This is a genomic window from Candidatus Omnitrophota bacterium (genome assembly GCA_030650275.1).
Classification (GTDB): domain Bacteria; phylum Omnitrophota; class Gorgyraeia; order Zapsychrales; family Fredricksoniimonadaceae; genus JACPXN01.
Genome location: JAUSEK010000023.1, coordinates 120,796 through 145,677, shown reverse-complemented (window position 1 = coordinate 145,677; position 24,882 = coordinate 120,796). Strand labels below are relative to the sequence as shown.

Sequence of the window (24,882 nt, the reverse complement as noted above, 5' to 3'; positions counted from 1 at the left end):
TTATAACACAGCCTCCTCTTTTTCCGGCTTATTTTCTTGAAGCCCCAAAAACATCCGCAAATCCGTCATGGGCTGGATGTTGATGATCACCGGCACGAACCCCGGGGCGTTTTGTAATTGCTCCAGCATGACCGGGTCGACAAATGGGGACATGTACTCGTTACGTGTCCCCATTTGTTCCGGCTCTCTTTTTATTTCAAAAGCGCTGTCCACCTTGTCGGATTTAAAGTCAATACCTCCAGGGCCGGATTGTTTGCTCATAACACTTTTTATCGCCTGATCCCTTAAAACAATCAAATTTTCATTTCCAACGCCTAACAATCCCCAATGCTCATCAGATAAAGGTTTAACAACGCTATTTGGATTTATATACACATCAATGGATTGATCAGTGGGATGGATATATCCAGCTACATATTTATTGGGGACACCCATACCTCCTGTTTCTTGAAGCCAATCGCCGCCTATTTTTTCATCAATCATCTCAAAGACTTCGAAAAGTCGGATAAAACGATCTACGCCTCCGAATTCTTTTTTTGGAAAAACAAGAACAACTATCGCATTTGCACCTTTGTGAATTTGTCCGAGGGGACCGTCCTGTTCCAAACGACGTCTCTGAAATTCTCCCGCAGACATAGACATCCATTGAAGATTTCCCATCAAAATTTCTCGAGTATATACTGCGGCAATCCCATTAATTTGAGGGCTGGTTTTAAAATAACTCTGTAATATTCTTTCAGCTGAATCATCCATTGTTTGGTGGAACAAAACATAATTGTCTTTCTTGAGAGCATCAATCCAATCAGCAATGCTTTTAATATTTTCTGACTGTTGTGACCTTGACATCGCCGCGTCCGGCCCGGCCTGCACGGAGGCTGTGGCATCGTCCACTTGGGCTTCTTCATCCCGCGCCAAACTCCCGCCGAACAAAATTCGCCTTTTCTTGGCCATCTTTTCCGGATCATTAGGATCAACGCCGTTCAACGCATCATAAACAGGTCTCAATTTTTCAAGCAAGGCCTGCTGAGCCTCGGGCGTGGAAACATTCATCCTGAATCTGCCACTATATGTTTTATTATTTATCATCCATACACGCGGATACAATATCTTCCACAACATAAACTGCCTTTTATCTGTTCTTTGACGTTTGTGCACTTCAATATCCTCATCCCCCACGCCGATCTTATTGAGCAGACGCTTTATGCTAGGCATAAACCTTGCTCCCATACCCCTCCTCTCCTGAACAAGCAACGGGGAATCTCCTGTAATATATTTTACTTCTTTAAGCCCACCCTCTTGTTTCCAGTTCGCAACAAGCTCATAAACAACCTTAACCACATCTTCCGCGATAAGTGTATATGCGTTCTCCTGTTGTCCGGCCAGCCCCTTTAAATTTAGGACGACATGAATACCCAAAGAGTCCCTTTCCTTCGGTTGCCTTGAAATCGTAATATAGTCCCCAGCACGTTCACTTTTTCCTATTAAGTAGTCGTCCATAACAAAACGGAAGGTTGTGAAGCCGTACAACATCCCCATTGCGAGAACCGCGTATACGTTCTGACTGTAATGCTTAAACGCACTTGCACCGATAACCGTCCCTCCCATAATAAAAAATGTTTTGACGAAGAAAGAAATTTTTGCCCGAGCACGCACTCTTTCCCAATCCTGTATAGCCGCCATCGCCCGGCCAGCTGGATTTAAATTTGTCTGAACAATAGCGGAGTGATCGGAAGCCACCTGCGGAAGCATGGCCGCATCCTTTGTAGTCACCATCGCCACATCACCGAATTTCACGCCACCCGAAAAATACTTCCTTGGAATCATCTGTCGGGTCACAGGGTCCTGCTCTTCTTTGATGTAGTTGTAGACCCCTTTCTTGAAGGCGGTGAGGTATTGCTGGTAGATGGCTTCGACATCGTTGGGCGGGTTTCCCTGGGGTGCTTTCGCATTCAATGCTGGGTTGGTTGGCAACGTGCTTGGGGACACGTTACTGGCACTAGCGGTGCCAGCAACATGTCCCCTGGTTGGCGTTAGGCCTGAAATCTTATTCTTATCTGCATACACTTGAGAGAGAATGCTGTCCTTGATCTTCTTCTTGTACCAGGTGGCCAAGATAAGGGAGTTGTAGACCTGTCTTAGTTGGGCAAAGTTCTTGTTTTCGTTGATTTCTTTGGTTAATGCGGGAATGACAATCTCTCTGACTATTTGAGAACCTAATGCGTTAATCTCTGGTGAGGCGTTAAGGGGATTTCCCTGGGATGCTTTCGGATTCAATGGTTGATAGGTTGGCAGGGTGCTTGGGGACACGTTCTGCGGAACATGTCCCCTGGTAGGCGGTTGGTTGTTGGCCAAGGCAAGATAATCCTCTTCCAACATCACCTTCAATCGGCTTTCTACCACATACGCCGTGCCTGCTTGCGCGTTCTCATAGACTACGGCCTTCTCTGGCACGATCCAGACCTTGTTGAAGGTATTGACCGGGATGTTGGTTGTTCCAAATCTCTTGTTGGCTTCTTCATAGACCCTCTTCCAGAAGATCTTGCCGAATTCATCCTCTGGGTAGATTAGTGATGCGGTGATCTGCTTGAGCAGATAATCCTGGGCTAATAGGTCACGTCCCATCTCGGTTTGACCAAAGGATTGAGGAACAATTCTATCCTTCTCATAAGGAGACAGGTTGACCCAGAGGTCTTGTTCGGGGATGGTTAAAGAGGCGAGGAAATATTTGATCAATTTCATTGATTCGTTTTGTAGAGACGCAGCATGCTGCGTCTCTACGTCACCGGTATCCAATATGAAATCAAACCGAAACGGATTGTCGGGATGGACCTTGAGGCCTTTGAGGACGGCGGGGTTGAATTGGGGGCTTAGGCCAATGCGGACGCCGGGTTGGGGCAGGTAAATCTCTTGGGCGTGCAGAGGCGGGACCGCTGTTAACGCAAACGTAACGGTCAAAATAGAGCAAATGATCTGGCGGAACAAGGGGTTCATATGTTAGATATATCTATTAGGGTTCATGTATAAGTATTTACTATAAAACACAAAAAAACAAGCCCAAGACCGGCTTATTGGGAAAGCGTTTTCCGTCTTAATTCTTGTCAAAATTTAGGCCATCGTCTATAATCACCGATATGCTTAGCATCCTGCGCCACAAGGGCGTGTCCAAAAAAGTGCTGTGGTTCATCACGGTCATCATTGTCCTGTCTTTCGGGGTCTTCGGCGCGGCTTCGGGCTGGGACAGCACCAACAGCGCCGGAAAAATTTACGGCCAAAGCGTTTCTTTGCGGGATTTCGAACGCGCCTACATGGACAGCCGCGACCAGGCGCTCATCCTCTACGGCGATCAACTCTCCAAATTAGGCGACAGGCTGGATTTGGAAAACGAGGCCTGGGACCGCCTCATCCTGTCGCGGGAAGCCAAAAAACGCGGCATCAAGGTCAGCGACGCAGAAGTGGCGGCCTTGATCGCGGCCTTTCCCTTCTTTCAACGGGAAGGTAGGTTCGACCGCTATCTGTATGAGGAACTTGTCCGCAATCCCGGCGCCTTCGGCCGTAAACCCCATGACTTCGAGGAAGGCATGCGCAACAGATTGATGATCAAAAAAATGCTCGACGGCGTTACCGGACCCATGGTCATTGCTGATGATGAGGTCAAACAGGAATATGCCAGGCGCAATGAAAAGATCAGATTGGATTATGTCATCATCAACCCCGCGGACTTTAGCGCCGGGCTCGAGGCGTCGGAAAAAGAAATTAAAGAATATTATGACCGGAATGCGGAGACCTTGCGCGCGCCGGCCACGGTGAACGTGCAATACGTCATCATTGCCCTGCCGGACAAAAAAGAAGCGCAGGCCTTTGCCAAAGCGTTAACGCCGTCCGCGGACTTTGTGGCCGCGGCCAAACAAGCCGGTTACGAGGCAAAGGAAAGCGGACCATTCACCAAGGACCAGCCCCTGCTGACCTTCGCCTGGTCGCCGGACCTGGTGGAAAAACTTTTTGCCATGAAGGCGGGCGCCACCACCCCGCTTTTGGAAATGCCCGACGGATGGCAGATCGCCAGGGTCAAAGAACATAAGGATTCAGCCGTCCCTGACCTGGCAGTGATCAAAGAAGCGGTACAAAAAACCGTGATCGCACAAAAAGCGTATGCAAAAGCGCAGGCCAAAGCCGAGGAAGTTCTAAGATCGATCAAGGAAAGCGTCGCGACGGGAAAAGATTTCAAGACATCCTGCCAGGCGCTGAACTTGGATGTCCGGCAAACGCCGGAATTCAGCCACGGGGAATATAACCCGGCTTTGGGATTTGCCGCGCAATTGCAAGAAGCGAGTTTAAAGTTGGAGGAAAATAACCGGCTGACGGACACGGTGGCAACGCCCCAAGGGCCGGCCATCGCTTATTTGAGCAGTGTCGTGAAAGTCAAAGACGAAGATTTTGAAGGCGAGAAAGACAATTACCGGCAAATGCTCAGCGCGCGCAAACGCAGCCAGATCCTGACGGCTTTTGTGACCAGGTTAAAACTGGAAGCAAAACTGCAGAGCAACGTCAAAGACAAGATCCGCCGCTAAAAAAATTTCTCGTAATCATCGGGAAAATCGTGGCGCACCTCGCGGATAACGCCCTTTTCATCCACGAAGACCAGCGTCGGAACGCCGACCAGATCATACGGTCCCTGCAAAGCATTGTCCTCATCCAAGAAACTGTCCAGCACAACGGCATTGCGCTTTAAATAAGCCGCCACATCCTCTTTCGTTTCCCCGATGGACACCAAAACGACCTTGATCCCCTTGGCGGTGATGGCATCGAGGTTCTTGTTCATGCGCGTGATCTCATCGCGGCAATGAGGACACCAGGTGGCCCAGAAGAACAGCACCGCTTTCTTGCCTTCCCGCGCCTGCGACAGCGACTTCTGCTCACCCAAAGCCGTCGGCAGGGTCACGTCATAAGCGGCCTTGCCCACCAAAGATATTTCTGAAGTCCCCTCCGGCATATTGCTCATGGCCGGCGCTAAAGAAGGCGCGGACAGGACCATCCCGACAAATATGATGGAGACCAACGTTTTGATCCATTTTAAATAATCGCTGCTGCCTGCAACAATGGGCAAAGCGATGATCTCCGGGACCTCATAACTGTGCAGCACCTTGACTTTGGCGACGACTTTTTTGAACAAGGCCTTCTTTGTTTTGAGGATAAGCAATGCTTCTTTGGATGAATCCACTTGTGCCCGCCACCAAAACAAAGACCGCACGCCCGCAACGATATTGGCGCAGGCGACCAACTTGTCCTGCAAAAGACCGTTGGCGATCTTGTGCGCTTCTTTTGCATCCTTGGCTGTGACCAAAACGACGATATACATATATTTTTACAACAACATCATCAAAGAGATCATGCGTCCGGCTTTTTTACCGTCCCTGCGAAACGAAAAATAATCTTTATTGCAGCAGGTGCACGCGCCGCCATCGAAAATATTGCCGTCGTCAATCCCCGCTTCCACCAACTGGCGGCGGTTGGCCGCGACGATATCCACGTAAACTTTTCCACCGCGTTCAACAGTATCGTCCGGGAAATACACCTTAAATTCCGGCCCCGCTTCATAACAGCACGAACGGATGGCCGGACCTAAAGCAACTTTTAAATCATAGCATCGGCAGGTGAATTTGTCTTGCATTTCCTGGACGGTTTTAGCCGCGATGCGCTGACGCGTCCCCTTCCATCCGGCATGGGCCAGGCCGATGACCTGTTTGAGGGGATCATAAATAAAGACCGGCACGCAATCCGCCGTGCGGATGGCGATCGGCACGTTCTTGCGGTCGGTGATGAAAGCGTCCGCGTCAGGACAGCCCCTGGCGCAGGCCTCTTTTCCGGCGATGAGGACATCATCCCCGTGGACCTGTTTGCGCCAAAAAACCCGCGGGATGTCAATACCGGTATGCGTTTTAAGGTAGGCGCTTTGGGCCGGGGCCAAAGACGCGTCAAAATCCTGTGTGGTGAAATCAACGGACGCGTCGCTGGTGAAAGCAATCACGGAAGGATCTTTAAAAATTATCATAAAACATAATATCTTATTCTTACGAGACCGATTCTTCCCCTTCATAGAGCGGAATGTTCTTGATATTGCGCGACAATGATAAAGGAAACACAACACTCTTTGCTTCGGCCTCTTTCTGAATTTTCTGATCATCCTTTTCTAAATCTTTGATGAGAATCTGTTTTGCACGCTTCTCTTGAGGAGGATTCAATTTCTCAGATTGTTCGAATGCAGCCACCCTGTCAAGTATCTCTCCTGGAAGACCAGCTTCACATTTAGCAAGTATTTCAAGAAATTGTCGGGTAAAAAAATGATCGATTTGTATTCTTCTTTTTGTCATGTAAGCAAACTTACCAATGATTCTACAAATATCTTCCCGCTCTTCTGGGCTTAATTGATTAACAAATTCATAATCTTCGAGCTTCTTAACAAGCAACATAAGCGGCTCGAGCACATTGATAGTGATTATATAAACGTTGTAGTCAGCCATGTTATAGCTGAACTGTTCAATAACATCGACGGTATTCGAAGGAACTACAAGAAAAATATCTTTGCGCACATTTTCCTCTTTTATATACTTCTTCACCGCCTCAGTCTGAGCTTTGATATAGACCGGAAAATTTCCCAAATCATCCGAAGAAGGACTTTTGGCATCAAAAATAACAAATTCATCACAAATCTTAACTGTGTTATCAGGGCTTCCCTTAAAAGGAACTTGATCCAAATACTCTATGGCATGTTTTTGACATATTGATTTGATAGTATTCTTGACCTTTTCCTGATGTTTGCTCCAGGTTTCCTTCATCGCTTCTATACGAGCAATCTCATTTGCCTGATGTTCCTCTATCTCTTTCTTTCTGTCGCTTTGGATTTGATCTCTGATGGTTATAATTGTTGCCATCTCATTACCATGTTTAGCCAACCGGCCAGCCTCGGTCTGTTCATATTTTGTATTTTCTTGCTTAATTTTCTGCATTTCTTGTTCAAGCAGGCTTGTTTTTTCTTTCAATACGGCTAATTCAATCGCCTCTTTTTTAATTTGTTCCGTTAACGAACTTATTTTTTCGTCTTTCGAAGCAATCGAAGCCTTTAAATCGGAAACCTCTCCCTTAGTATCCTCCAATTTCTCTACCCCAGACTTCAACAAATTCTCTAATTTTATTTTCTCTGACTTAAGACGATCATTTTCAACACTCGAAAGTTCTGTTGATTTATTTAATTCGTTGATCCTTGTGGTCGTATCCTCAAACAATCTCTCCAGCTCCTTAAATTCTCGATAAGCATCATGACTTAAATTGCTAATCTGACGCCACTGGAATATTCTTTGAAAAAATCCAATAGTTTTTATTCTATCGAAGAAAATATTTAACTTTTCAAACTTAGCGCTCATGACCATTCCTCCAATGATACAAATCTTACTAAATAGCCTTTGTCATCATATAGACTCCCAATAGGTCAACTGCCCCTGGGCATTAAAATACAGATACACTTTCTGTTTAGCTTTGGATCCAATGGCATGACGATACAGGCCATATGTCGAAGGCAGCCCATCGATGACAATGTCCTTGGTCAGGACCGGCTCTCCGAAAGCCCTCACAATATCTTTTTTTGTGTTGTACTTCTTGATGTCCCCGCTTTGCACCGCGGCCAAAAGTTTGTCAAACCGGGCATCCGCGTCACGGACATATTGATGCTGTTCGTCCTTTTGCGCGCTGAATGACCGAAGGGTCAGCGCCTCGTCGAGATGGGGCAGCATCTGCACCTGCACGCACCCGCTGAAAAAAAGGACCAGCAATAGTGGTGCTATCATTTGGTGATCCTTATCTTCTCTTCCTGCAGTTTGTCCAGGGTCACGACGATCTCCCGCATGCGTTGCTGGATCTCCTTGAGCCGCCGGCCGTATTCCTTGATCAGGACCGGGTCCCGGCCGAACGCATCAGAAAGAACGCGTGACTTGACGTAACTTTCGGTCTCCAGCTGTTTGCGCTCATTTTCAAAATTCTTGGCCTCTGTCTTGATATCTTCCAGACGCTTTAAGGCCTGCCGATGACGTTGTTGGGCAGACCTGATTTGAGAAGACGCGGCATGGCCGTTATTTCCCGGCGGAGCGGATCTTTTCTGTTTGGCAGCGGCCCTCTCCTGCCCTGCTTTTTGTCTTTCCTGCGCGTCGCGGCCGGCTTTCTTGTCCAGATAATAATCAAGGCCGCCGGGATACATTTTCAGCGTCCCGTTATTGACGTCCATGATATGGTCGGCGATCTCTTTGACGAAAAAAAGATCGTGGCTGATAAAACACAGCGTGCCCGTGTATTTCCTGAAACAACTCGTCAGGGCTTCCACCCCGTCGATGTCCAGGTGGGTCGTGGGCTCGTCGAGCAAAATGAAATTGGGCGGATTGACCAGAAGTTTGGCCAGGATGAGCCGGCTTTTTTCCCCTCCGGAGAGGATCCGCACGTGTTTGAACACGTCGTCCCCGCGGAAATTAAAAACACCCAAAAGGGTGCGCGCCTGCGTCATGGGCACCGAGGCCGTGGACGCGGACAACAATTCCTCCAGCGCCGTGCGCGCCGGGTTCAAAACATCCAGACGCGTTTGGGAAAAATATCCCAAAGACACCTGATGCCCGAGTTTGCGCGTGCCGGAATCGAACGGCAGGACCCCGGCGAGCATTTTGAGCAGCGTGCTTTTGCCGGCACCATTGGGGCCGACCAGGCATATTCTCTGGCCCTTGGTGATCTCAAGGTCAAGGTCCTTGTAGACCTGTTTGTCCCCGTAGGATTTCGCGACCTTGCTCATGGTCAGGACCGTATGACCGCTTTCTATTGTCGGGGGAAACTGAAAATCGCGGATGCTGTGTTTTTCCTGCGGGATGCGGATCTCTTCCATCCGGTCGAGCATTTTACGTTTGTTGCGCACGGCAGAGGCACGATTGGGCTGGGCGTGAAAACGCTCGGTGAAACGTTCCAGCTGTTCGCGTTTCTTTTCAATGACCTTGCTTTGTTTTTCCAGGGTGCGCAGGCGCGTGATCTTTTCCTCTTCATACAGTTCGTAATTGCCCTTGACCTTGGTCATTTTTCCGTCTTCCAGAATGATGGTGTAATTGGTGACATCGTTGAGGAAGATCTTGTCGTGCGAAATGATGATGAACGTCCCGTCGTATTTGGACAAATATCCTTTGAGCCACAGCGTGGCCTCCAGGTCAAGGTAATTGGTCGGCTCGTCGAGCAAAAGCAGGTCGTAACGGGTGGTCAGCAGTTTGGCCAACTGGGTGCGCATCTGCCAGCCGCCTGACAAATGGGCAATGGGCTTATGGAAATCCTCCTGTTTGAAGCCAAGCCCGGTCAGGACTTTTTCGGCCTTATGTTCCATTTCATAAATGCCCTTTTTCTCCAGGACCTCCAAAATATCGCCGTAACGGGAACTGTCGGCCTTATGTTCTTCTTCCAGGCGGTGTTTTTCATGCAGAAGTTCACGGATCTGTGCATCGCCGGACGTCATTTCATCCATGACCGTGCGGTCGGAGGCGTATTTCGTTTCCTGCGCCATATGACCGATCTTCAAGTTTTTCTGGACCTGCACCGAACCCGACGTGGGTTCCATTTGTCCGAGGATGATGGCAAACAACGTGCTTTTGCCCGCCCCGTTGGGGCCGGTCAGGCCGATGCGCTCATTGGGAAAAATGCCCAGAGACACATCCTGCAGGAGCATGCGCTCATCAAAATTCTTGGATAAATTGCTGACGGTGATCATCGCAGGATCTTCACTTCCTTGGGGTCCAAATATCTCCAGGCGCCGGTCTTGAGGTCTCCCAGCTTCAGATCTCCGACGGCAACGCGTTTTAAGTAATGAACATGACTGCCCACGGCTTTGAGCATGAGCCGGATCTGGCGTTTGCGGCCCTCGTGGATCATCATCCGGAATTCCGTATCCGTGCCATTATACTGTACGTCGCGGATACAGCAAGGGGCTGTTTTTTCGCCCTCGATGACCACCCCGTGTTCCAGGCGCATCTTTTTTTCCCTGGCCAGTTCGCCCCCGACGCGCACCGTATAGGTTTTATCCACGTGGAATTTCGGATGCGTCAGGCGATGGGCCAGGTTGCCGTCATTGGTCAATAACAGCAGGCCTTCGCTCTCCTTGTCCAGACGGCCGACAGGAACAAGATGATGCAATTCTTTGGGAAGCAGGTCCATGATGGTTTTGTCCGCGTGCGGATCTTCCTTGCTGGTGACATAGCCGGCGGGCTTGTTGAGCATGACATAGGAATATTGTTTGGACTCGACCTTTTGGCCGTCGGCCATGATATCATCACCGGCCTCAACCGCGAACGACGGCTCGCGCACGATGAGGCCGTTGACCTTCACGCGGCCCGACTGGACAAGGACCATCGCGTCCCGGCGGGAACAAACACCATTATGGGATAAAAACACCTGCAGGCGCATTAAGCCCTCTGCCTTAAGGCCTCATAAACGACAATAGCGGCGGTGACGGAGACATTCAGTGAGTCGGCCTGGCCGGCCATGGGGATATGGGCCTTCCTGTCGCAATGCCTTTGCCAAAAAGGGCTTAGGCCTTCATCTTCCGTGCCCAAAACAACAGCCAAAGGCCCTTTCAGGTCCGCCTTGGTATAAACATCCTTGGCGTCGGGAAAGGTGCCGAGCGTTTTAACGCCCTTGGTCTTTAAGAAAGCCCTGATGTTTTCATTCGTGTCAACGGCCGCAGCAACGGTGAATATGGTGCCGACGCTGGCGCGGATGACATTAGGATTGTAAAGGTCGGTCTTGGCATCGCCGATGAGCAAAGCGTCCACGCCGGCACCGTCGCAGGTGCGCAGGATGGCGCCCAAATTACCGGGTTTCTCAACGGATTCAACAACCACGATCAAAGGGTTTTCGGATAATTTCAGGCCGTTCAATGCTTGAGAAGGCACGCGGGCCACGCCGATGACGCCCTCCACCCTTTGACCATACGCCAATTTTGCGAAAATATGGTCCGTGACCTCAACGCATTCGGTCCCTTCGCTTTTAAGGGACTTGAGGTTCAGCTTGCCCTGGATCAGTTTGGGACAAAAAAATACCCGCACCAACTTGATGCCTGCCTGCAAAGCCCGCTCCAACTCTCTTTGACCATCAATGAGCGTCAGGCCTGTTTCCTGGCGCGCCTTATGCTCGCGCAATGCCGCGGTCTCTTTGATCAGGCCGTTCTGTGTGCTGGAAATTAAGTATTGTGTCCCCATAATTCAAATGGCCTTTTTTAATTCGGCCAGGACGCGCGCGTTGGGCGTGAAGGTCTTTGTCCGCCAGGACGCGATCATGTCCTTTTGATGCTTGGGCCACAAGGCCGCCCACGTGTCCCAGCCGCTCTTGGGCCCCTGGCGATTGACCCACGGAGTATTAGGCCTGTAACTGTAAATACCGTCGGGAAACATATAATTTTTGACCGCTTTATAGGTCCAGTACGTCCAGTGGAAACCGCAGTCATTGAACACCTTCAAAAGGTCGCGCAGATAAATGTCCTCGCCGTAAACGCCTTCGCGGGCATTGACCCCGAACTCGCCGACATACACCGGCCTTTGCCTGGAGCGCGCTTGGGTCAAATACGCCTTCATCCGGCGGCGCATCACCCCCGCGTCCCATCTTCCGGCCCTGGATATCAACGGGTATTTCAGGAAATGGTTGAGATGGAACGTGAATTCCACGGGCTCATAAAAATGGACGCTGTAAGCCCAATTGTCGTCGGAAAAATCCTCCAACATGTCGATGTCCTGCGCCCAGCGATTGCCTTCAATGAACAAAATGTGCCTGCGGTCCACCGAACGGATGGTTTTGATGACGCTTTTATAAAAACGGTTCAAAAGACCATTGTCCTGCACAACCGCCTCATTGAGCAGGTCATAGCCGGCCACCGCGCCTTCGTCCTTATAACGGTCCGCCACCGCTTCCCATAAAGCACACACGCGTTTTTGGTTTCTGTTGGACGTCCATAACCCGGCTTTACCCAAACTGTCCGAATGCCAGTCGTGATTCTGCGATCCCGGCGCCGCGTGCAGATCCAGGATCAAGCGCACGCCGTATTTCCTGGCCCAGCGCACGGCATCGTCAAGATAATGAAAACCCGCGGGATCAACCTGATAAGGCTTTCGCTCAAGCAAACGGCCATTGAACGGCAGGCGCACGCAATTCATGCCTAAGCCGGCCACGGTTTTCATGTCTGCCTCGGTGATGAAATTCGCGCGAAATGACCGTTCCAGTTGCGCAAGGGTTTTGTCCCCGCGGACTTTTGAAAAATGTTCCTTAAAAACCTTCTCGGCAAAATTCGGGGCATGCGTGAAATACGCTTCCATCATCAGCCATCCCCCGAAATTCACGCCCTTAAGCATAACGGGCCGCTGACCATCAAGGATCGCCGTGCCGTGTGTCGTTAAAATGTTCATAGCAATACAATACAAACGATCGGGACAAAATTTGTCATGGCTTGGGGCCGTGGCTAAACGTTTCTCGCCGGGATCAACGATACCATCAGACGTATGCCTTTGAGAACATCCTCGATACGGCAGGGTTTGGTCAAATAATGGTCGGCTTCCAGATCCAGCCCTTTTTGCACATGGTCCATTTCCCCCAGAGCGGAAACGATGATGACGGGCTGCCATTTCTTCGACGGGGGCTCAGAGCGCAGTTTATGCAAGACGGACCAACCGTCCATTTTGGGCATGACGATGTCGAGGATGATCACGTCGGGGCTTTCGGAAACGATCTTGTCCCACGCTTCCTGGCCGTCGCGGGCGGTCACGACCGCGTAATCCTGCGCGGCCACTTTATTAGCCATGATCCCAAGGATGGCTTCTTCGTCGTCGGCGATCAGGACTTTGATGGCCATATCTGTCTCCTAGCGTGCGGAAGAATAATTTTTAAGGTCATAATCGATCATTTTGTCCGGCATGGGAACGCGGTCAATGATGACCCCGGCCTTGGCAAAAAATTCCGTGGCCATGGTCTTATGGTAATCGGAAAAAACCACGACGCGCTTGACGCCGGCGGTGATCAAGGCCTTGGCGCAGGTGGTGCAAGGCATGTTGGTGATGTAGGCGCCGGCTCCCTCAACGGCATGGCCGCGCCTGGCCGCCTGGATCAGCGCGTTCATTTCGGCATGCACGGTGCGCACGCAATGGTCATCCACGAGCAGACACCCCGCGTCGTCGCAATGTTCGTCCCCGGGGATGGACCCGTTATACCCGGTGGCAATGACGTTCTTGGCCTTGACCAGGACGCATCCGCAATGCATGCGCGGGCATGTGGCGCGCTCGGAAGCGAGCATCGCCAGTTTCATGAAATATTCGTCCCAGTCAGGTCTTTTGTTCATGGACATATCTTAACAGACGGCCGGCGGCCTGGCAAAAAATTTCCGCAGTTGGTAAAAGCGACACAACAACGTATCCCGAGGCCTCAAAATCAAAAAAATACCCGGGATGCGCCAGAACGCGTTCGTCCTTGAGCAGTCCGGTGACAAAGGCCTCCTCGTCCGTAAGGCCCTCAATGGCCAGCACCGCATACCAGCCGCCCTGGGCGGACAATACCTTGACACCGGCGGGAACGTGAGCATTAAGCCAGAACCAGTTGTCTTTCACTCTGCGTAGCACCTGGTCCCGGACGCCGCCGGCATCAGCCAGCCAGACGGGCGCGGCATTCTGCACGGGCGTATTGACGGACAAAAACGTGTCCGCGATGATCTCCAGACGCCCCATGGCCGTGGCGATGGTGTCCCGTGGACCGGACATGGCCAGCCAGGACATTTTCATCTGCGGCAGCCCCAATGTCTTGGACAATCCGCCCAGCACAAAGGTCGGCACCCGCGCGTTTCCCATCAAGGTCACGCCGGCCCGCGGCCCCCACCCATAATCCATAAAAACCTCGTCGGAGATCAAAGACAGGGAATGCCGCAGGCACAGGCCGTTCAAAAAATCCAGTTCATCCTTTTGGACATAGGACCCCGTCGGATTATTGGGATTGACCAGAATGACAGCGCGGGTTTTCTCATCCACCGCGTCTTCAAGGGCCTGTTGGTCCAGACGCCACGCCCCATCGTAGACCAAAGGATACTGGGTATAGGCAACATCATTGAGCTCCAGCAAAAACTGGAATAACGGATAACTGGGCCGCGGGACAAGGGCTTTCTCCCCGGGGTTCAACAAAAGCCGCAAAAGGAACGCATACGCCTCGGACGTGCTGGAGGTGAGAACAATATCATCCACGTTGACGGACAAACCCTTGGCCGCGTAATATCCGGCCACCGCCTGCCGGGCCTTGGGAACCCCCTGGGAGGCCGGGTCATAGGTCAAATTGTCCGGAACATTGAACGCGGATAATATCGACGGGGAATAATTGAAACCGCACCGGGTCGGATTGGACTCGGTCAGATCCAAAATGTCCTGACCTTGCGCGCGCATATTCTGCAAGATGTCTGCAAGTTCATTGGGGACTAATGGCCAGTCCGTACGTCGGGAAAAAAGCATAATGGTCAGCCGGCGGGGGCGTTTTTCAGCCGGGCGATCTCCTGCTCTTTGGCGAGTAAAAGTTTTTTGACCTCTTCAAACTCCGACTTGGCCACCCACTGGATATCCTCACGCTTGCGGCTTAAGTTTTCATTGTCGCGCTTGAGCTCCCTGGCCTCCTTAGACAATTGCTGGACCGTGGTTTCCAAACTCATGGCTTTGGTGGACAACAGGCGTTTTTCTTCCAAAAGGGCATCGGTTTTGATCTTTAATTCCTGATGGTCGCGCTCGGCGCGCAGGCGGGCCGTGTGTTCTTTTTCCAGATCACCTTCCGTGCGGAAGATCTGTTCCTTAAGGTCCTTCTCATGGGCCTTGGCCTTGTCCAGGTTCCCCTGCTCCTTTTCCCTCCACCCTTTTTCCAGGGCCAATTTCTCGACGAGCTCCTGGTTGCGAGCTTTCTGGTCCTCCATGTCCTGCAGGAATTTCTTTTGCTCCATCTTCATTTTTTCGATATCGCCCTGCAGGCCGAGATTATGTTTTTCCCAGCGCTGGGCAATGGCCTGCCATTCTTTGTCCTTAGGATTTTCCTGGGGCACGGGCTCCGGCCGCCTCTCCCTCCTTCTGGACGCCTTGGTAGAGTCCGACGGCATGGCATAGACCGCCAACGCGACGCCGATCAAAACAGCAAAACTGATCACAACGATCCAAAACATAAATGAGCCCCCAAACTTACGGAATGTCCTTAAACTATCACAATTTGCCCATCTTTTCCAGCCGCGTCAAATCCATATGAATATCCCTGATGAAGCCCAGATAAATGTTTTTCGCCGTCGCGTTAGATGCCCTGGCCGCGTAACCCTGCATGATACCCAGGGCGATCAGGAAATGACGCCTGGCCAGATCATAACGGTGGTCGGCATCATACGCCCTGGCCAAAAGAATATGGCCGCGGCCGAAGCGCGGCTCAAAACGGATCATGCGCTCAAACAGCGGGACCTCCCCTCTCCAGAAGGTGTTCTGCCCAACGGTGGTAACGAAGCACGCCGCGAAAACCACGGCGAATATGCCCTTGCGCACGGACGGACGGACCGTCCAACGGCACAGGACAACGCCGCCGGTCAGTAAAACACCGACGATGGGAAGGTATAAAAAATGCTCGGCGGTCAGGATGAACGAATATTCATTAATGAGCGGCGCGACATTGAGGACAGGAAGCAGGAACGCCAAGAACCATCCGGCCCCAAAAATAACTGTTCTTTTGTCATCGGTATTAAGCCGCCTGAACCACCACAGCCCCGTCAGGATGATCAGCCCCAGGAGCGCGAAAGCCCAGGCATTGGGCGCCAGGATATCGGTGTTGCGGTAATAATGCAGGTCATCCGGCCGGACAATGATCTTTCCGTAAGTCAGCAGGGTGCGCGGGATGGCCAGGAGGCGTAAGGCAAGTTCTCCCGGCGAGGCCAAAACAGCTGAAACCGGATCCGTCCCCGTCAAATACTGACGAAGGACCAGAAAAACACACGCAAGCGCCGCAAACGGTCCCGCGCGGGTCCATGTGCGGCCGGCAGATCCACCGATATACAGGCGGTCCACGACGATCAACATGAGCGGAAGGATGACCGTGGATTCTTTGGTGAACAGGCCGAGAACAAACGCGGCCATGGCCCAAACAGTACGGCGGGACACGTAAAAATAAAGGCATGCCAGAATAAAAAATGCCGACGCAAGATTGGATATGCCGGCAACGCAGGCCACCGACTCGCTTTGCGCCGGATGGACGAGGAAGATCGCGGACAACCCCCAGGCCAGGCCGCGTGACCCCAAGCCCAGACGGGACAAAAGAAAGAAAATGAGCACGCCGTTGGCCGCGTGCACGAGGACATTGAACGCGTGATACCCGCTGGGATCAGGCCCGAGAAACCGGTATTCCAGACGGTAGATCAATTCCAGGACAGGACGGTAATACGCGTTGATGCCGTGGGAGACCGCGCCGGAAGGGTCCAAAAAAATACCGGCGATATGATCGAGCCGGCTGATGGCGGGATTCTGGACTATAAAAACAAGGTCATCGTGGACGAACGGATGAACAACAGTATTGGCATAAAGGACACAGGCGACGGCCACAAGGGACAAGGCCGGCCAAAGGTCACGGACGGCGGTCATCCGCCCAACTCTTTTTTGAGCTTGGCGGCGAACGCCTGAACGCCCGCGAACTGGACATCGATGTTCCTGGCCAGATCCTGCATACCGTCGGTGCTGTTGGTTTTGGCGAGCTTTTCCAGCTCCAGGCATATGGTGTATATGCCTTTGGCTGAAATATTACCCGAGGAACCTTTCATGGAATGGGCGACTTCCATGACCTTCATGATATCCCTGGTTGTCAGGGCCTCTGCCAGAACGGCCCGCTTTTTTAAGAAATCCTCCTGAAAAACATCCAGCAATTCCACCAGAAAACCCTTGTCATCCTGGACCCGCTCCAGGGCTTCCGGCAGGTCGATCGCATCATCGCTCATGGACTTGAGGCCTTTCTATTCTTTCAAACGTTGTGTCACGAGATGGACAACCTCTTGATACAGGACCTGGCGGTCAATGGGCTTGGACACATAACCGTCCATGCCGATGGCCAGATACCTTTCGCGGTCGCCGGACATGGCATTGGCGGTCATGGCGATGATGGGAATATGCTGTCCCGTCTGTTTTTCTTCGCGGCGTATGACCTGGGTGGCTTCCGCCCCGGTCAACAGAGGCATCTGGTCGTCCATCAAAATGACATCGAAGGCCTGTTTGTTGAGAATATCCAAAACCTCCTGGCCGTCACCGGCGACGTGCACCGACCAGCCGAATTTTTCCAGCGTCTTGACCGCGATGCGCTGGTTGACCACATTATCTTCCGCCAAAAGGACGCGCAAATGCCTGATCTCATCGGGAAGATTGTCCTGGACAACCGCCTGCCCGCGCGCCTGACCATGCACGGGGTGGCATATGAGATCGGGGTTGACGCCAAAAATGATGGTGAAATAAAACATGCTCCCCTTGCCCTCGGTGCTTTCGACCCAAATGGCCCCGCGCATCATCTCGACGATCTTTTTGCAGATCGCCAGTCCCAGCCCCGTGCCTCCATAACGGCGGGCCGTGGTGTTGTGCGCTTCGGTGAACACGTCAAAAATCGTGGCCAAATTCTTTTTAGGGATGCCGATGCCCTGGTCTATGACCTCAAACTTGACGACACAGTCCTTGGCTGTTAAGGACTCCATTTTGGCGTTGACCTGCACCTGGCCTTTGTTGGTGAATTTGATCGCATTATTGACCAGATTGACCAAAACCTGCCTTAAACGCACCGGGTCGCCGACCAATTGCCGCGGGATGCCGGCATCAACGTTCCACATCAGGTCAATGCTCTTATTGCGCGCCAGCACCGAAAGCCCCTTGCCGACGTTCTTGACGATGTCCGGCACATTGATCTCAATTTCTTCGACGACGACCTTGCCCGCTTCGGCCCGGGAAAGATCCAAAATATCATTGATCAAACTCAAGAGATTGTCCGCGGCATCCTTGGCCACTTCCAGATTGTCCTTTTGCTCATCGTTGAGCGCGGTGTCCAATGTCAGGTCCAGCATACCGATGATGGCGTTCATGGGGGTGCGCACCTCATGGGACATGTTGGCCAAAAATACACTCTTGGCGATATTGGCCTGTTCCGCGGCAAGTTTGGCCTGCATCAACTGTTCTTCCACCATCTTCTGGCGGGACATGTCATGCATGATGCCGATGGCGCCCACGACATGGCCGTCATTGTCCTTGAGCACAGCGATCGAAGTGTTGACGTCCAGCATGGTCCCGTCCTTGCGGATGACCTTGGTGGCGATGTCGGCCAGCATCCCGTGCTTGCGGATCTGCAGGTCACGCATGCGTTTCCACTCGTCTGGCGTATAGAGGTCCTGGACAGGTTTGTTCAAAAGGTCCTTGTGGCCCATGCCGAGCATCTTCTCGGCCATGGGATTCCAGGCTGTGATGCGCTCGTGCTGGTCGGTGACGGTGATGCCGGCGGGAGAGCGTTCAAAGACAACCTTGAATATTTGCTGCTGGGCGGACAGATGTGCGGCTTTAGAAGGCATAATCCCTATTTGTTGACTTTTACGTTCTTGATCACGGCCAAAACGTTGAGGACCCCGATGACAACGGCCAGGGCGACCAGACATACCCGGACGATCGCCGGTGACGCAGCGTTAAATTCCGGAGACAAAAACGGCCGGCACACCAAAGAAACCAAAAACAGCGCCGCTAAAATGGAGAGCCCGCAGATAAAGAACAAAAGCAAAGAACACAAAAAAGCGATCATGATGACGAAAACATTGTACTTGGGCAAACTGCCCCTGGCCATTTTGCTGGCCGCGATCCCGATGCGCCGCATGAGCACCCTTCGGGCCGGGTGACCCGGCCCCTACGTCAGTATTTTGTCCCGACAGCCTCGATCTCTTTGCGCACAGCCACGATGCGGTCCTTTAAAAAAGGATGTGATCTGAGGATCAGAGGGCTGTGATCGCCCTTGGTCGCCTCCTGCAGGACATCAAATGCCTGTATCATACCATTTAAATCAAAACCGGCCAAATACAGATATTTAATTCCCAAACGGTCCGCCTCATATTCGTCCCGTCGGCTGTAGGCGGAGTTGGCCAGGTTCATGACGGCATCCGCGCCCAATCCTGCCACGGACTGGACCCCCGGCGCCCTTAAAGCAAGGATGTTGACCAGCACATTGCGGGCGACGTTATAACCCAAAGCGGCCTGGAATTTCTTGACGGTGTGTTTGGCCGCGCAATGACCGACCTCATGGGCGAGGACCGAGGCGACCTGGTCGTCCGAGGGCAGGCGGCGCAAAAGCCCCGTATAAAAATAGATGTTGCCGCCCGGCACGGTGAAGGCGTTGATCTCGTCGCTGTCGATCAGGTAGAAATGATACTGGTAATCCTGGCGGTCGCTGACGCGCGCCACGCGCCCGCCAATGCGCTCCAGGCGCCTGGTCTCGTCGGTATTACTGATGATCTTATTTTGAGAAGAGATCTGACTGTGAATGCTGTGGGCCATCGCCACTTCGGAAGAGGTGGAAATGAGAATGATCTCGTTGCGCTCGGTGGCGGTATTGTAGGTGGCGCAGCCGGTCAGCAGCAAAAAACAGGACAAAAGCCATCGGGTCATCGTTCGAACTTGACAACTTCCTGCCACCACGCGTGGCTGTCCCAGCGCAGGGCTTTTTTCCACAGCGCGCGGGCGGTCTTTGTTTTGAGATGGCCGGGGGCGCTTTTAAAGAACGTGCGGGCGGCCGGGTAGCCGTTATCCACGTACTCCTTGGCCTGCAAAAGGCATTCGAGGATGTCGGCGTCGCGCGCGATCAGGCTTTCACGGCAGGATTGGGCGTCATACGCCAGCCTTAGGGAAGCCAGCGCTTTCCTGACCCTGTGGTCCAGGACCGCGATCTGGTCGGCAAAGGCCTTTTTCTCGGCGTCGCGGAAATTAATGTAATAATGCCCCATCTTGTGCAGGTCATTGATGCGCGCCTCGTGGATGTCATTAAAAAGCGCCATGGTCACCGCCTTGAAAGGGTCCGCATTCTCGCAATGGGCGATATAATACGCGATGACCGCGCAGCGGAAGGAATGTTCGGCCACGGTTTCCGGATTCTCAATGCCTGCCACCCACCAGCCGCTGCGGTGGACGCGCTTGAGCAGTCCCGCTTCCCCAAAGAAATTAAGGGTTGCCGTGTGCGGGTCGGTCTTTTTGTTTCTTTTTTTGGCGGATGATCTCATAGGACAAAATGGCGGCCGCGTGGGCCACGTTGAGCGACATGCGTTCATTTTTCATGGGGACCATCACTTCCAGGTCCAGTTTCTTGCGGATGACGTCCCTCACCCCTTTGTCTTCGGAGCCAAGGACAAGGCCCGCCGGGAAATTCATCTGAACATCCGTGATATTCTTGGCATCTTTGGCCACAGTACCGATGATCCAAAAACCTTTTTTCTTCGCCTTTTCAATGGCATTGGCCAGATTGGAAACGCGCGCGACCGACAAATAATTCTCGCCGCCGCAGGCCACCCGCAATACCGTCTCCGTCACGCTGACGGACTCCGCCGTCGGCAGGACAACGGCGAAATCGCCCAGAGAACCGCAGGTGCGCAGGATGCCGCCCAGATTCTGCGGGTCGGTCAGATTGTCCAAAAAAACGAGGGTCTGTTTCTTGTCCCACGCCGTATCCAGCATGTCTTCAAAGGGCTGATACGGGAATTCATCTATTTCGGCGAGTACCCCCTGGGTATTCAAACTCTGCGCCAGTTTTTGGATCTTGCTGCGCGGTACCGACGCGACCGGAATGCCCCACTGATGGCATTTCTTGTGCACATACGCGGTGTCCGGATGTCCCAGTTCAAGAAGGACGCGGCGGATGCTCTTGGGATCGGCCTTCAGCCGTTCAATGACGGGGTTTTTTCCGAAAAGTCTCATGTTTTAACTCCCAAACGCAGATAGAACAGCGGCCTTAAAATGCCCCACCAACTGACAAAGGGCTTCATCTTGGTATAGCCGCCTGAATTTTTGGGCGGATAAATTTTGGTGACGGGCACTTCCTTGAATTTGTACCCTAACGTGATGGCTTTATAGAGCACATACGGTTCCAGTTCATAGCTATTGAGCCATTCCTGGTCCAGGTTGATCCGTTTGTCGTCAAAGATCGCCACCCGCATGGCACGAAAACCATTGGTGGTGTCCGTCAATTTTCGTCCGGTGAATATAGAAAAAATGAACGGATGCAAACGCGTGGCGACCTTGCGATAGAACGGCATGTCGCCGCTGGAACCGGCCTTGCCCAGATACCTTGAGCCCTGCACCACGTCAAAACCCTGCTCCACGACGGGGCCCGCCACCAGCGGGATCTCCTCGGGATCGTCCTTGTCATTGCCGGCCATGATAACCAGGACGTCGTAGTGATTATTTTGCGCGTAACGGATGGCCGTGCGGATGGCCGCCCCCACCCCGCTGCGTCCGGGGTGTTTGACCGTCCTGACCCCTTGCGGGGCAAAACCGGCGATGACTTCGCTGGTGCCGTCATCGGAACCATCGTCCACGATGCAATAATCCGTCTTGCCAAAAGCGCGGCTTTTCAAAAAACGATCAATGACGTTCTTTATTTTCACCCGCTCATTATAAGCAACAGGACAGACCAGAATGCGATGTTTCATATTTCAGGCCGCACGAACAACGCAGATCAGAAGAAAGTTTACGGCCGCAGCAGCAGGCGTGGCCCGCGGCTTTGGCGGGATTGCCCACAACGATGCTGTGCGCCGGCACATCCTTGGTCACAACACTCCCCGCGCCCACCACCGCGTATTCCCCGATGGTGATGCCGCACATGATGGTGGCATTGGCGCCAAGGGCGGCCCCTTTCTTGACCAGGGTCTTTTCCAGCGTCCAGGCATCGGCACGGTTGGAACGCGGATAACGGTCATTGATGAACACCATATGGGCACCGACGAACACGTCGTTGCCGAGCGTGATCCCGTTAAAGACCGCCACACCGTTTTTAAGCGTCACGTGGTCGCCGAGGACGGCGCCTCCTTCAACAAAACAACCGTCGCAAATGTTGCATTGCCTGCCGACCACAGCCCCTTCCAGAATATTGGCAAAGGCCCAAACGCGTGTGCCTTCACCGACCACGGCCTTGGGATGGACCAATGCTTTTTCGTGCTTAAAATAATTCATAGTTTGACCAATTCGCCTTTGCGGTCCATGGACTCCTGGATGGCGCACAGGGTGCGCACAACATCATAAGCCCTTTGGGCATCCGCCAAAACCGGCGGGACGTTTTTGACAACACAGTCGATAAAATACTGCGCCTGGTCCTTGAGCGGCTCGTGGAAACCGATCTTGGGGATGGTGACGTTCCCCTCACGGGACAACAGCTGGAACTCGCCATAGGTCTCGTAATAAACGGATGTTTTCTCAACGTGCTTGTCGTAAAGTTTGATGGACCCGTCGTTGTCCAGGTCGTCCCAGGACACCATTTTCTGGGCGCCGACGATGGTGATCTGGCGCACCTTCCTGGGGTCAAGCCAGCTGACATGGATATTGACCATGACATCATTGGGATAATCAAGGGTGGCAAAGGCCAGGTCTTCCAGGACCTTGCCCAGGCATTTATGCCCGCGGGCCGAAACGCTCACCGGACAACTGTCAAACAGGTAATTGAAAATGGAAATGTCGTGCGGGGCCAGGTCCCACAAGGCATTGACGTCGTAACGGAACGGGCCCAGATTGGTGCGCTCGCTATGGGCGTAATGCAATGCCCCTAATTCTCCGCCCTGGATGTACTCGCGCATCTTGACAATGCCCCGGTTGAAAACAAAAACATGCCCGGCCATCAGGACCTTGCCCTGCTTGCGGGCCAGATCGCCCAGCTTAAGACACTCATCTGGGTCAAGCGACAGGGGTTTTTCGCAAAGGACATGCTTGCCCGCCTCCAGCGCCTCCCTGGTCAATTTAAAATGCAGATCAGTGGGCGCGGCAATGACCACCGCGTCAACGCCGGGATCTTTGAGGATCCGCGTATAGTCCGTCGTGGTTTCAACAGCGGGAAAAAGCGCGCGGACGAATGCCAGGCGTTTTTCGTCGGGGTCTGCGCACCGGACGACACGCGAGGCCGTCAACTGGGAAAAAACACGGACATGGTTGGGTCCCCAATGACCGCAACCGATGACGCCGAGAGAAATCATGGGTGCATTATACAGAAAACCCGCCCACTTGCAAAAGCGTTTCTTAATTCACCACAAAACCTACCTTTGTCCTTTTGTAATTATCCAGCGGCTCAGAAGTGGCCATCAACCGGCGAATCTCATTGAACAGGTGGATGATTTTGGCATCATGGTCGCCGAATTTCCGCTCCAGGTCCTCAATCTTGCGGGCCAGGTCCTTGTGGGAAAGTATCAGCTCTTTAAGTCTCACAAAAACCCGTATAATTTGTATGTTCACCTGGACAGCTCTTTTGGATTTAAGCACGCTTGAGAGCATAGCGATCCCCTGCTCAGTAAAAACGAAGGGTAAATACTTAATGTGCTGCCCTCTCTTTAAGATGCCAAATTGGCATCTTAAAGAATCCATCTCTTCCTTTGTTAGTTGGAACATAAAATCTTCCGGGAAACGGTCGATATTCCGGCTGACCGCCCTATTGAGATGTCCTGTTTCAACATTATACAATTCCGCCAAATCCTTATCAAACATGACCTTATGTCCTCGAATTAAATAGATCTTACTATGGATGATCTCGACTGGCACAAGGATCCCCTTCTTTTGTTCTTGAGACATGGCACGCCCCCTTGAAAATTAAGAATTCTTAAAAAAACAGGCACGACCGCTTGCAACAGGGGAGTTTGTATGAACCGCACTTCCGGCGGGGAACCGGAAGAACTATGTGATGACCACTCTATCATTACGGCCGTGATAAGTCAAATCACCGGGTCAAACATATTTTTAAAGCCATTAAGTAGGTAATAATTCAACATTTTACCCCCTTGTTACGTAAAATTACCTACTTCCCGCAGACGGTCGTCGATGGGCCATTCGGCGATGGACAATGTTTTGAGCATAGTATTCCTTTGGTCAATGTTTTGGATTCCCGCCTGCGCGGGAATGACAATCCACGGTAACTTGAGGTTTCAATTTGAAACCTCAAAGATGATGGTTTATTTTGCGTAAGCAACAACTTCTGATTAGGGGAATTTATGTTAACCGCATGGGGAATGCGGAGGCAACAAAATCATTTTTATGATACACCATATACGATAAAATGACAAATTTATCTTACTGTATTACCCGTTGATAATGTTGTGGGCGGAACCTGCGCTTAAGAAGGACGTTTGATGCTTAAAATTTTATACTTGAGTGTCCCGGCCGGGACTTTTAACTCCACGGTCTCTTTGGCTTTATGGCCCAAAAGCCCTTTGCCGATGGGGGAAAACACCGAGATCTTTTTTTCCTCGTAACTCGCCTCTTCCGGGGACACCAGCATGTAGGTCATTTTTTCACCGCTGTCCAGATCCTCCAGCGCCACGATGGCGCCGATGAACACCTTGTCGGAAGGGATCTTCTCATTCTCGATGATGCGCACGTTGACCAGTTTTGCCTCCAAATCGGCAACACGGGTCTCATTGTGGGCCTGCGCTTCCTTGGCCGCGTCGTATTCGGCGTTCTCGGAAATGTCGCCCTGCGCGCGCGCCTCGCCGATCGCTTTGGCGATCTTGCGGCGTTCGGTGGACTTGAGGGTCTCCAGCTGTTTTTGCAGTTTATGAAAACCCTCGCGGGTCAAGTAAACTTCGTTGGCCAT

General features: G+C 52.1%; 26 protein-coding genes. 1 reads left to right on the top strand and 25 read right to left on the bottom strand.

The genetic code is table 11. The features are described 5' to 3' along the window. Positions 1–2,739: a hypothetical protein gene (locus tag Q7K71_06610; GenBank protein MDO8675766.1), complete on the bottom strand. Its 2,739-nt coding sequence runs from the start codon at positions 2,737–2,739 to the stop codon at positions 1–3. A gap of 392 nt (positions 2,740–3,131) precedes the next feature. Between Q7K71_06610 and Q7K71_06605 the strand changes: the two genes are divergently transcribed. Beyond that, positions 3,132–4,568: a peptidylprolyl isomerase gene (locus Q7K71_06605; GenBank protein MDO8675765.1), complete on the top strand. Its 1,437-nt coding sequence runs from the start codon at positions 3,132–3,134 to the stop codon at positions 4,566–4,568. Here Q7K71_06605 and cutA read toward each other — a convergent pair. The 24 genes from cutA to greA all read right to left on the bottom strand — a co-directional run bounded on the left by cutA (position 4,565) and on the right by greA (position 24,882). Next, a complete protein-coding gene (gene cutA, locus Q7K71_06600; protein MDO8675764.1) occupies positions 4,565–5,356 on the bottom strand; it encodes a divalent cation tolerance protein CutA in 792 nt (263 codons plus the stop codon). The two genes, Q7K71_06605 and cutA, sit on opposite strands and share 4 nt — an antisense overlap. Positions 5,357–5,362: 6 nt before the next feature. Continuing rightward, positions 5,363–6,049 carry a peptidoglycan editing factor PgeF gene (pgeF, locus tag Q7K71_06595; protein MDO8675763.1) on the bottom strand — a complete coding sequence of 229 codons (687 nt, stop codon included), beginning with the start codon at positions 6,047–6,049 and terminating at the stop codon, positions 5,363–5,365. Between the two features lie 19 nt (positions 6,050–6,068). Further along, a complete protein-coding gene (locus Q7K71_06590; GenBank protein MDO8675762.1) occupies positions 6,069–7,418 on the bottom strand; it encodes a hypothetical protein in 1,350 nt (449 codons plus the stop codon). A gap of 45 nt (positions 7,419–7,463) precedes the next feature. Beyond that, entirely contained in the window at positions 7,464–7,838 is a 375-nt protein-coding gene (locus tag Q7K71_06585) for a hypothetical protein (GenBank protein ID MDO8675761.1), read from the bottom strand. Then, complete coding sequence (locus Q7K71_06580) at positions 7,835–9,778, bottom strand: ATP-binding cassette domain-containing protein (protein MDO8675760.1); 1,944 nt, start codon at positions 9,776–9,778, stop codon at positions 7,835–7,837. The genes Q7K71_06585 and Q7K71_06580 overlap by 4 nt, the downstream gene beginning before the upstream one ends. Continuing rightward, a complete protein-coding gene (locus tag Q7K71_06575; protein MDO8675759.1) occupies positions 9,775–10,470 on the bottom strand; it encodes a pseudouridine synthase in 696 nt (231 codons plus the stop codon). Before Q7K71_06575 ends, Q7K71_06580 begins: the two co-directional genes overlap by 4 nt. Then, a complete protein-coding gene (locus Q7K71_06570; GenBank protein ID MDO8675758.1) occupies positions 10,470–11,264 on the bottom strand; it encodes an RNA methyltransferase in 795 nt (264 codons plus the stop codon). The genes Q7K71_06575 and Q7K71_06570 overlap by 1 nt, the downstream gene beginning before the upstream one ends. 3 nt (positions 11,265–11,267) lie before the next feature. Beyond that, a complete protein-coding gene (locus Q7K71_06565) occupies positions 11,268–12,461 on the bottom strand; it encodes a glycoside hydrolase family 5 protein (GenBank protein MDO8675757.1) in 1,194 nt (397 codons plus the stop codon). 53 nt (positions 12,462–12,514) lie between these two features. Next, entirely contained in the window at positions 12,515–12,904 is a 390-nt protein-coding gene (locus Q7K71_06560) for a response regulator (protein MDO8675756.1), read from the bottom strand. A 9-nt stretch (positions 12,905–12,913) separates the two neighbouring features. Further along, positions 12,914–13,387, bottom strand: coding sequence for a cytidine/deoxycytidylate deaminase family protein (locus tag Q7K71_06555; protein MDO8675755.1), 474 nt, complete (start codon positions 13,385–13,387; stop codon positions 12,914–12,916). Next, positions 13,371–14,471 (bottom strand): pyridoxal phosphate-dependent aminotransferase, encoded by a 1,101-nt coding sequence (locus Q7K71_06550; GenBank protein ID MDO8675754.1) that lies wholly within the window; start codon positions 14,469–14,471, stop codon positions 13,371–13,373. Before Q7K71_06550 ends, Q7K71_06555 begins: the two co-directional genes overlap by 17 nt. A 71-nt stretch (positions 14,472–14,542) precedes the next feature. Beyond that, the gene (locus Q7K71_06545; GenBank protein MDO8675753.1) at positions 14,543–15,229 is read right to left on the bottom strand and encodes a hypothetical protein; all 687 of its coding nucleotides are present in this window, start codon (positions 15,227–15,229) and stop codon (positions 14,543–14,545) included. Positions 15,230–15,266: 37 nt separating this feature from the next. Continuing rightward, positions 15,267–16,679: a hypothetical protein gene (locus tag Q7K71_06540; protein ID MDO8675752.1), complete on the bottom strand. Its 1,413-nt coding sequence runs from the start codon at positions 16,677–16,679 to the stop codon at positions 15,267–15,269. Further along, positions 16,676–17,029: an Hpt domain-containing protein gene (locus Q7K71_06535; protein MDO8675751.1), complete on the bottom strand. Its 354-nt coding sequence runs from the start codon at positions 17,027–17,029 to the stop codon at positions 16,676–16,678. The genes Q7K71_06540 and Q7K71_06535 overlap by 4 nt, the downstream gene beginning before the upstream one ends. A 15-nt stretch (positions 17,030–17,044) precedes the next feature. Continuing rightward, complete coding sequence (locus Q7K71_06530; GenBank protein ID MDO8675750.1) at positions 17,045–18,631, bottom strand: ATP-binding protein; 1,587 nt, start codon at positions 18,629–18,631, stop codon at positions 17,045–17,047. A 5-nt stretch (positions 18,632–18,636) separates the two neighbouring features. Next, the gene (locus tag Q7K71_06525; GenBank protein MDO8675749.1) at positions 18,637–18,927 is read right to left on the bottom strand and encodes a hypothetical protein; all 291 of its coding nucleotides are present in this window, start codon (positions 18,925–18,927) and stop codon (positions 18,637–18,639) included. Between the two features lie 35 nt (positions 18,928–18,962). After that, positions 18,963–19,712, bottom strand: coding sequence for a M48 family metalloprotease (locus Q7K71_06520; protein ID MDO8675748.1), 750 nt, complete (start codon positions 19,710–19,712; stop codon positions 18,963–18,965). Further along, positions 19,709–20,320 carry an HD domain-containing protein gene (locus tag Q7K71_06515; GenBank protein MDO8675747.1) on the bottom strand — a complete coding sequence of 204 codons (612 nt, stop codon included), beginning with the start codon at positions 20,318–20,320 and terminating at the stop codon, positions 19,709–19,711. Before Q7K71_06515 ends, Q7K71_06520 begins: the two co-directional genes overlap by 4 nt. Next, positions 20,262–21,011 (bottom strand): 23S rRNA (guanosine(2251)-2'-O)-methyltransferase RlmB, encoded by a 750-nt coding sequence (gene rlmB, locus Q7K71_06510; GenBank protein ID MDO8675746.1) that lies wholly within the window; start codon positions 21,009–21,011, stop codon positions 20,262–20,264. Before rlmB ends, Q7K71_06515 begins: the two co-directional genes overlap by 59 nt. Further along, entirely contained in the window at positions 21,008–21,745 is a 738-nt protein-coding gene (locus Q7K71_06505) for a glycosyltransferase family 2 protein (protein ID MDO8675745.1), read from the bottom strand. The genes rlmB and Q7K71_06505 overlap by 4 nt, the downstream gene beginning before the upstream one ends. Beyond that, positions 21,708–22,265: an acyltransferase gene (locus Q7K71_06500; protein MDO8675744.1), complete on the bottom strand. Its 558-nt coding sequence runs from the start codon at positions 22,263–22,265 to the stop codon at positions 21,708–21,710. Before Q7K71_06500 ends, Q7K71_06505 begins: the two co-directional genes overlap by 38 nt. Next, positions 22,262–23,275: a Gfo/Idh/MocA family oxidoreductase gene (locus Q7K71_06495; GenBank protein MDO8675743.1), complete on the bottom strand. Its 1,014-nt coding sequence runs from the start codon at positions 23,273–23,275 to the stop codon at positions 22,262–22,264. Before Q7K71_06495 ends, Q7K71_06500 begins: the two co-directional genes overlap by 4 nt. Positions 23,276–23,318: 43 nt before the next feature. After that, on the bottom strand, positions 23,319–23,864 hold the full coding sequence (locus Q7K71_06490) for an ORF6N domain-containing protein (GenBank protein MDO8675742.1): 546 nt from the start codon (positions 23,862–23,864) through the stop codon (positions 23,319–23,321). Positions 23,865–24,402: 538 nt separating this feature from the next. Then, positions 24,403–24,882, bottom strand: coding sequence for a transcription elongation factor GreA (gene greA, locus Q7K71_06485; protein MDO8675741.1), 480 nt, complete (start codon positions 24,880–24,882; stop codon positions 24,403–24,405).

Bases quoted from the DNA above. Each gene is read 5' to 3' on its own strand.
- cutA (MDO8675764.1), bottom strand. From the start codon at position 5,356: ATGTATATCGTCGTTTTGGTCACAGCCAAGGATGCAAAAGAAGCGCAC.
- Q7K71_06585 (MDO8675761.1), bottom strand. From the start codon at position 7,838: ATGATAGCACCACTATTGCTGGTCCTTTTTTTCAGCGGGTGCGTGCAG.
- Q7K71_06495 (MDO8675743.1), bottom strand. From the start codon at position 23,275: ATGATTTCTCTCGGCGTCATCGGTTGCGGTCATTGGGGACCCAACCAT.
- Q7K71_06535 (MDO8675751.1), bottom strand. From the start codon at position 17,029: ATGAGCGATGATGCGATCGACCTGCCGGAAGCCCTGGAGCGGGTCCAG.
- Q7K71_06500 (MDO8675744.1), bottom strand. From the start codon at position 22,265: ATGAATTATTTTAAGCACGAAAAAGCATTGGTCCATCCCAAGGCCGTG.
- Q7K71_06530 (MDO8675750.1), bottom strand. From the start codon at position 18,631: ATGCCTTCTAAAGCCGCACATCTGTCCGCCCAGCAGCAAATATTCAAG.
- rlmB (MDO8675746.1), bottom strand. From the start codon at position 21,011: ATGAGACTTTTCGGAAAAAACCCCGTCATTGAACGGCTGAAGGCCGAT.
- Q7K71_06505 (MDO8675745.1), bottom strand. From the start codon at position 21,745: ATGAAACATCGCATTCTGGTCTGTCCTGTTGCTTATAATGAGCGGGTG.
- Q7K71_06555 (MDO8675755.1), bottom strand. From the start codon at position 13,387: ATGAACAAAAGACCTGACTGGGACGAATATTTCATGAAACTGGCGATG.
- Q7K71_06560 (MDO8675756.1), bottom strand. From the start codon at position 12,904: ATGGCCATCAAAGTCCTGATCGCCGACGACGAAGAAGCCATCCTTGGG.
- Q7K71_06610 (MDO8675766.1), bottom strand. From the start codon at position 2,739: ATGAAATTGATCAAATATTTCCTCGCCTCTTTAACCATCCCCGAACAA.
- Q7K71_06605 (MDO8675765.1), top strand. From the start codon at position 3,132: ATGCTTAGCATCCTGCGCCACAAGGGCGTGTCCAAAAAAGTGCTGTGG.
- greA (MDO8675741.1), bottom strand. From the start codon at position 24,882: ATGGCCAACGAAGTTTACTTGACCCGCGAGGGTTTTCATAAACTGCAA.
- Q7K71_06520 (MDO8675748.1), bottom strand. From the start codon at position 19,712: ATGACCCGATGGCTTTTGTCCTGTTTTTTGCTGCTGACCGGCTGCGCC.
- Q7K71_06575 (MDO8675759.1), bottom strand. From the start codon at position 10,470: ATGCGCCTGCAGGTGTTTTTATCCCATAATGGTGTTTGTTCCCGCCGG.
- Q7K71_06550 (MDO8675754.1), bottom strand. From the start codon at position 14,471: ATGCGCGCGCAAGGTCAGGACATTTTGGATCTGACCGAGTCCAATCCG.
- Q7K71_06565 (MDO8675757.1), bottom strand. From the start codon at position 12,461: ATGAACATTTTAACGACACACGGCACGGCGATCCTTGATGGTCAGCGG.
- Q7K71_06590 (MDO8675762.1), bottom strand. From the start codon at position 7,418: ATGAGCGCTAAGTTTGAAAAGTTAAATATTTTCTTCGATAGAATAAAA.
- Q7K71_06515 (MDO8675747.1), bottom strand. From the start codon at position 20,320: ATGAGATCATCCGCCAAAAAAAGAAACAAAAAGACCGACCCGCACACG.
- Q7K71_06490 (MDO8675742.1), bottom strand. From the start codon at position 23,864: ATGTCTCAAGAACAAAAGAAGGGGATCCTTGTGCCAGTCGAGATCATC.
- Q7K71_06525 (MDO8675749.1), bottom strand. From the start codon at position 18,927: ATGCGGCGCATCGGGATCGCGGCCAGCAAAATGGCCAGGGGCAGTTTG.
- pgeF (MDO8675763.1), bottom strand. From the start codon at position 6,049: ATGATAATTTTTAAAGATCCTTCCGTGATTGCTTTCACCAGCGACGCG.
- Q7K71_06540 (MDO8675752.1), bottom strand. From the start codon at position 16,679: ATGACCGCCGTCCGTGACCTTTGGCCGGCCTTGTCCCTTGTGGCCGTC.
- Q7K71_06545 (MDO8675753.1), bottom strand. From the start codon at position 15,229: ATGTTTTGGATCGTTGTGATCAGTTTTGCTGTTTTGATCGGCGTCGCG.
- Q7K71_06570 (MDO8675758.1), bottom strand. From the start codon at position 11,264: ATGGGGACACAATACTTAATTTCCAGCACACAGAACGGCCTGATCAAA.
- Q7K71_06580 (MDO8675760.1), bottom strand. From the start codon at position 9,778: ATGATCACCGTCAGCAATTTATCCAAGAATTTTGATGAGCGCATGCTC.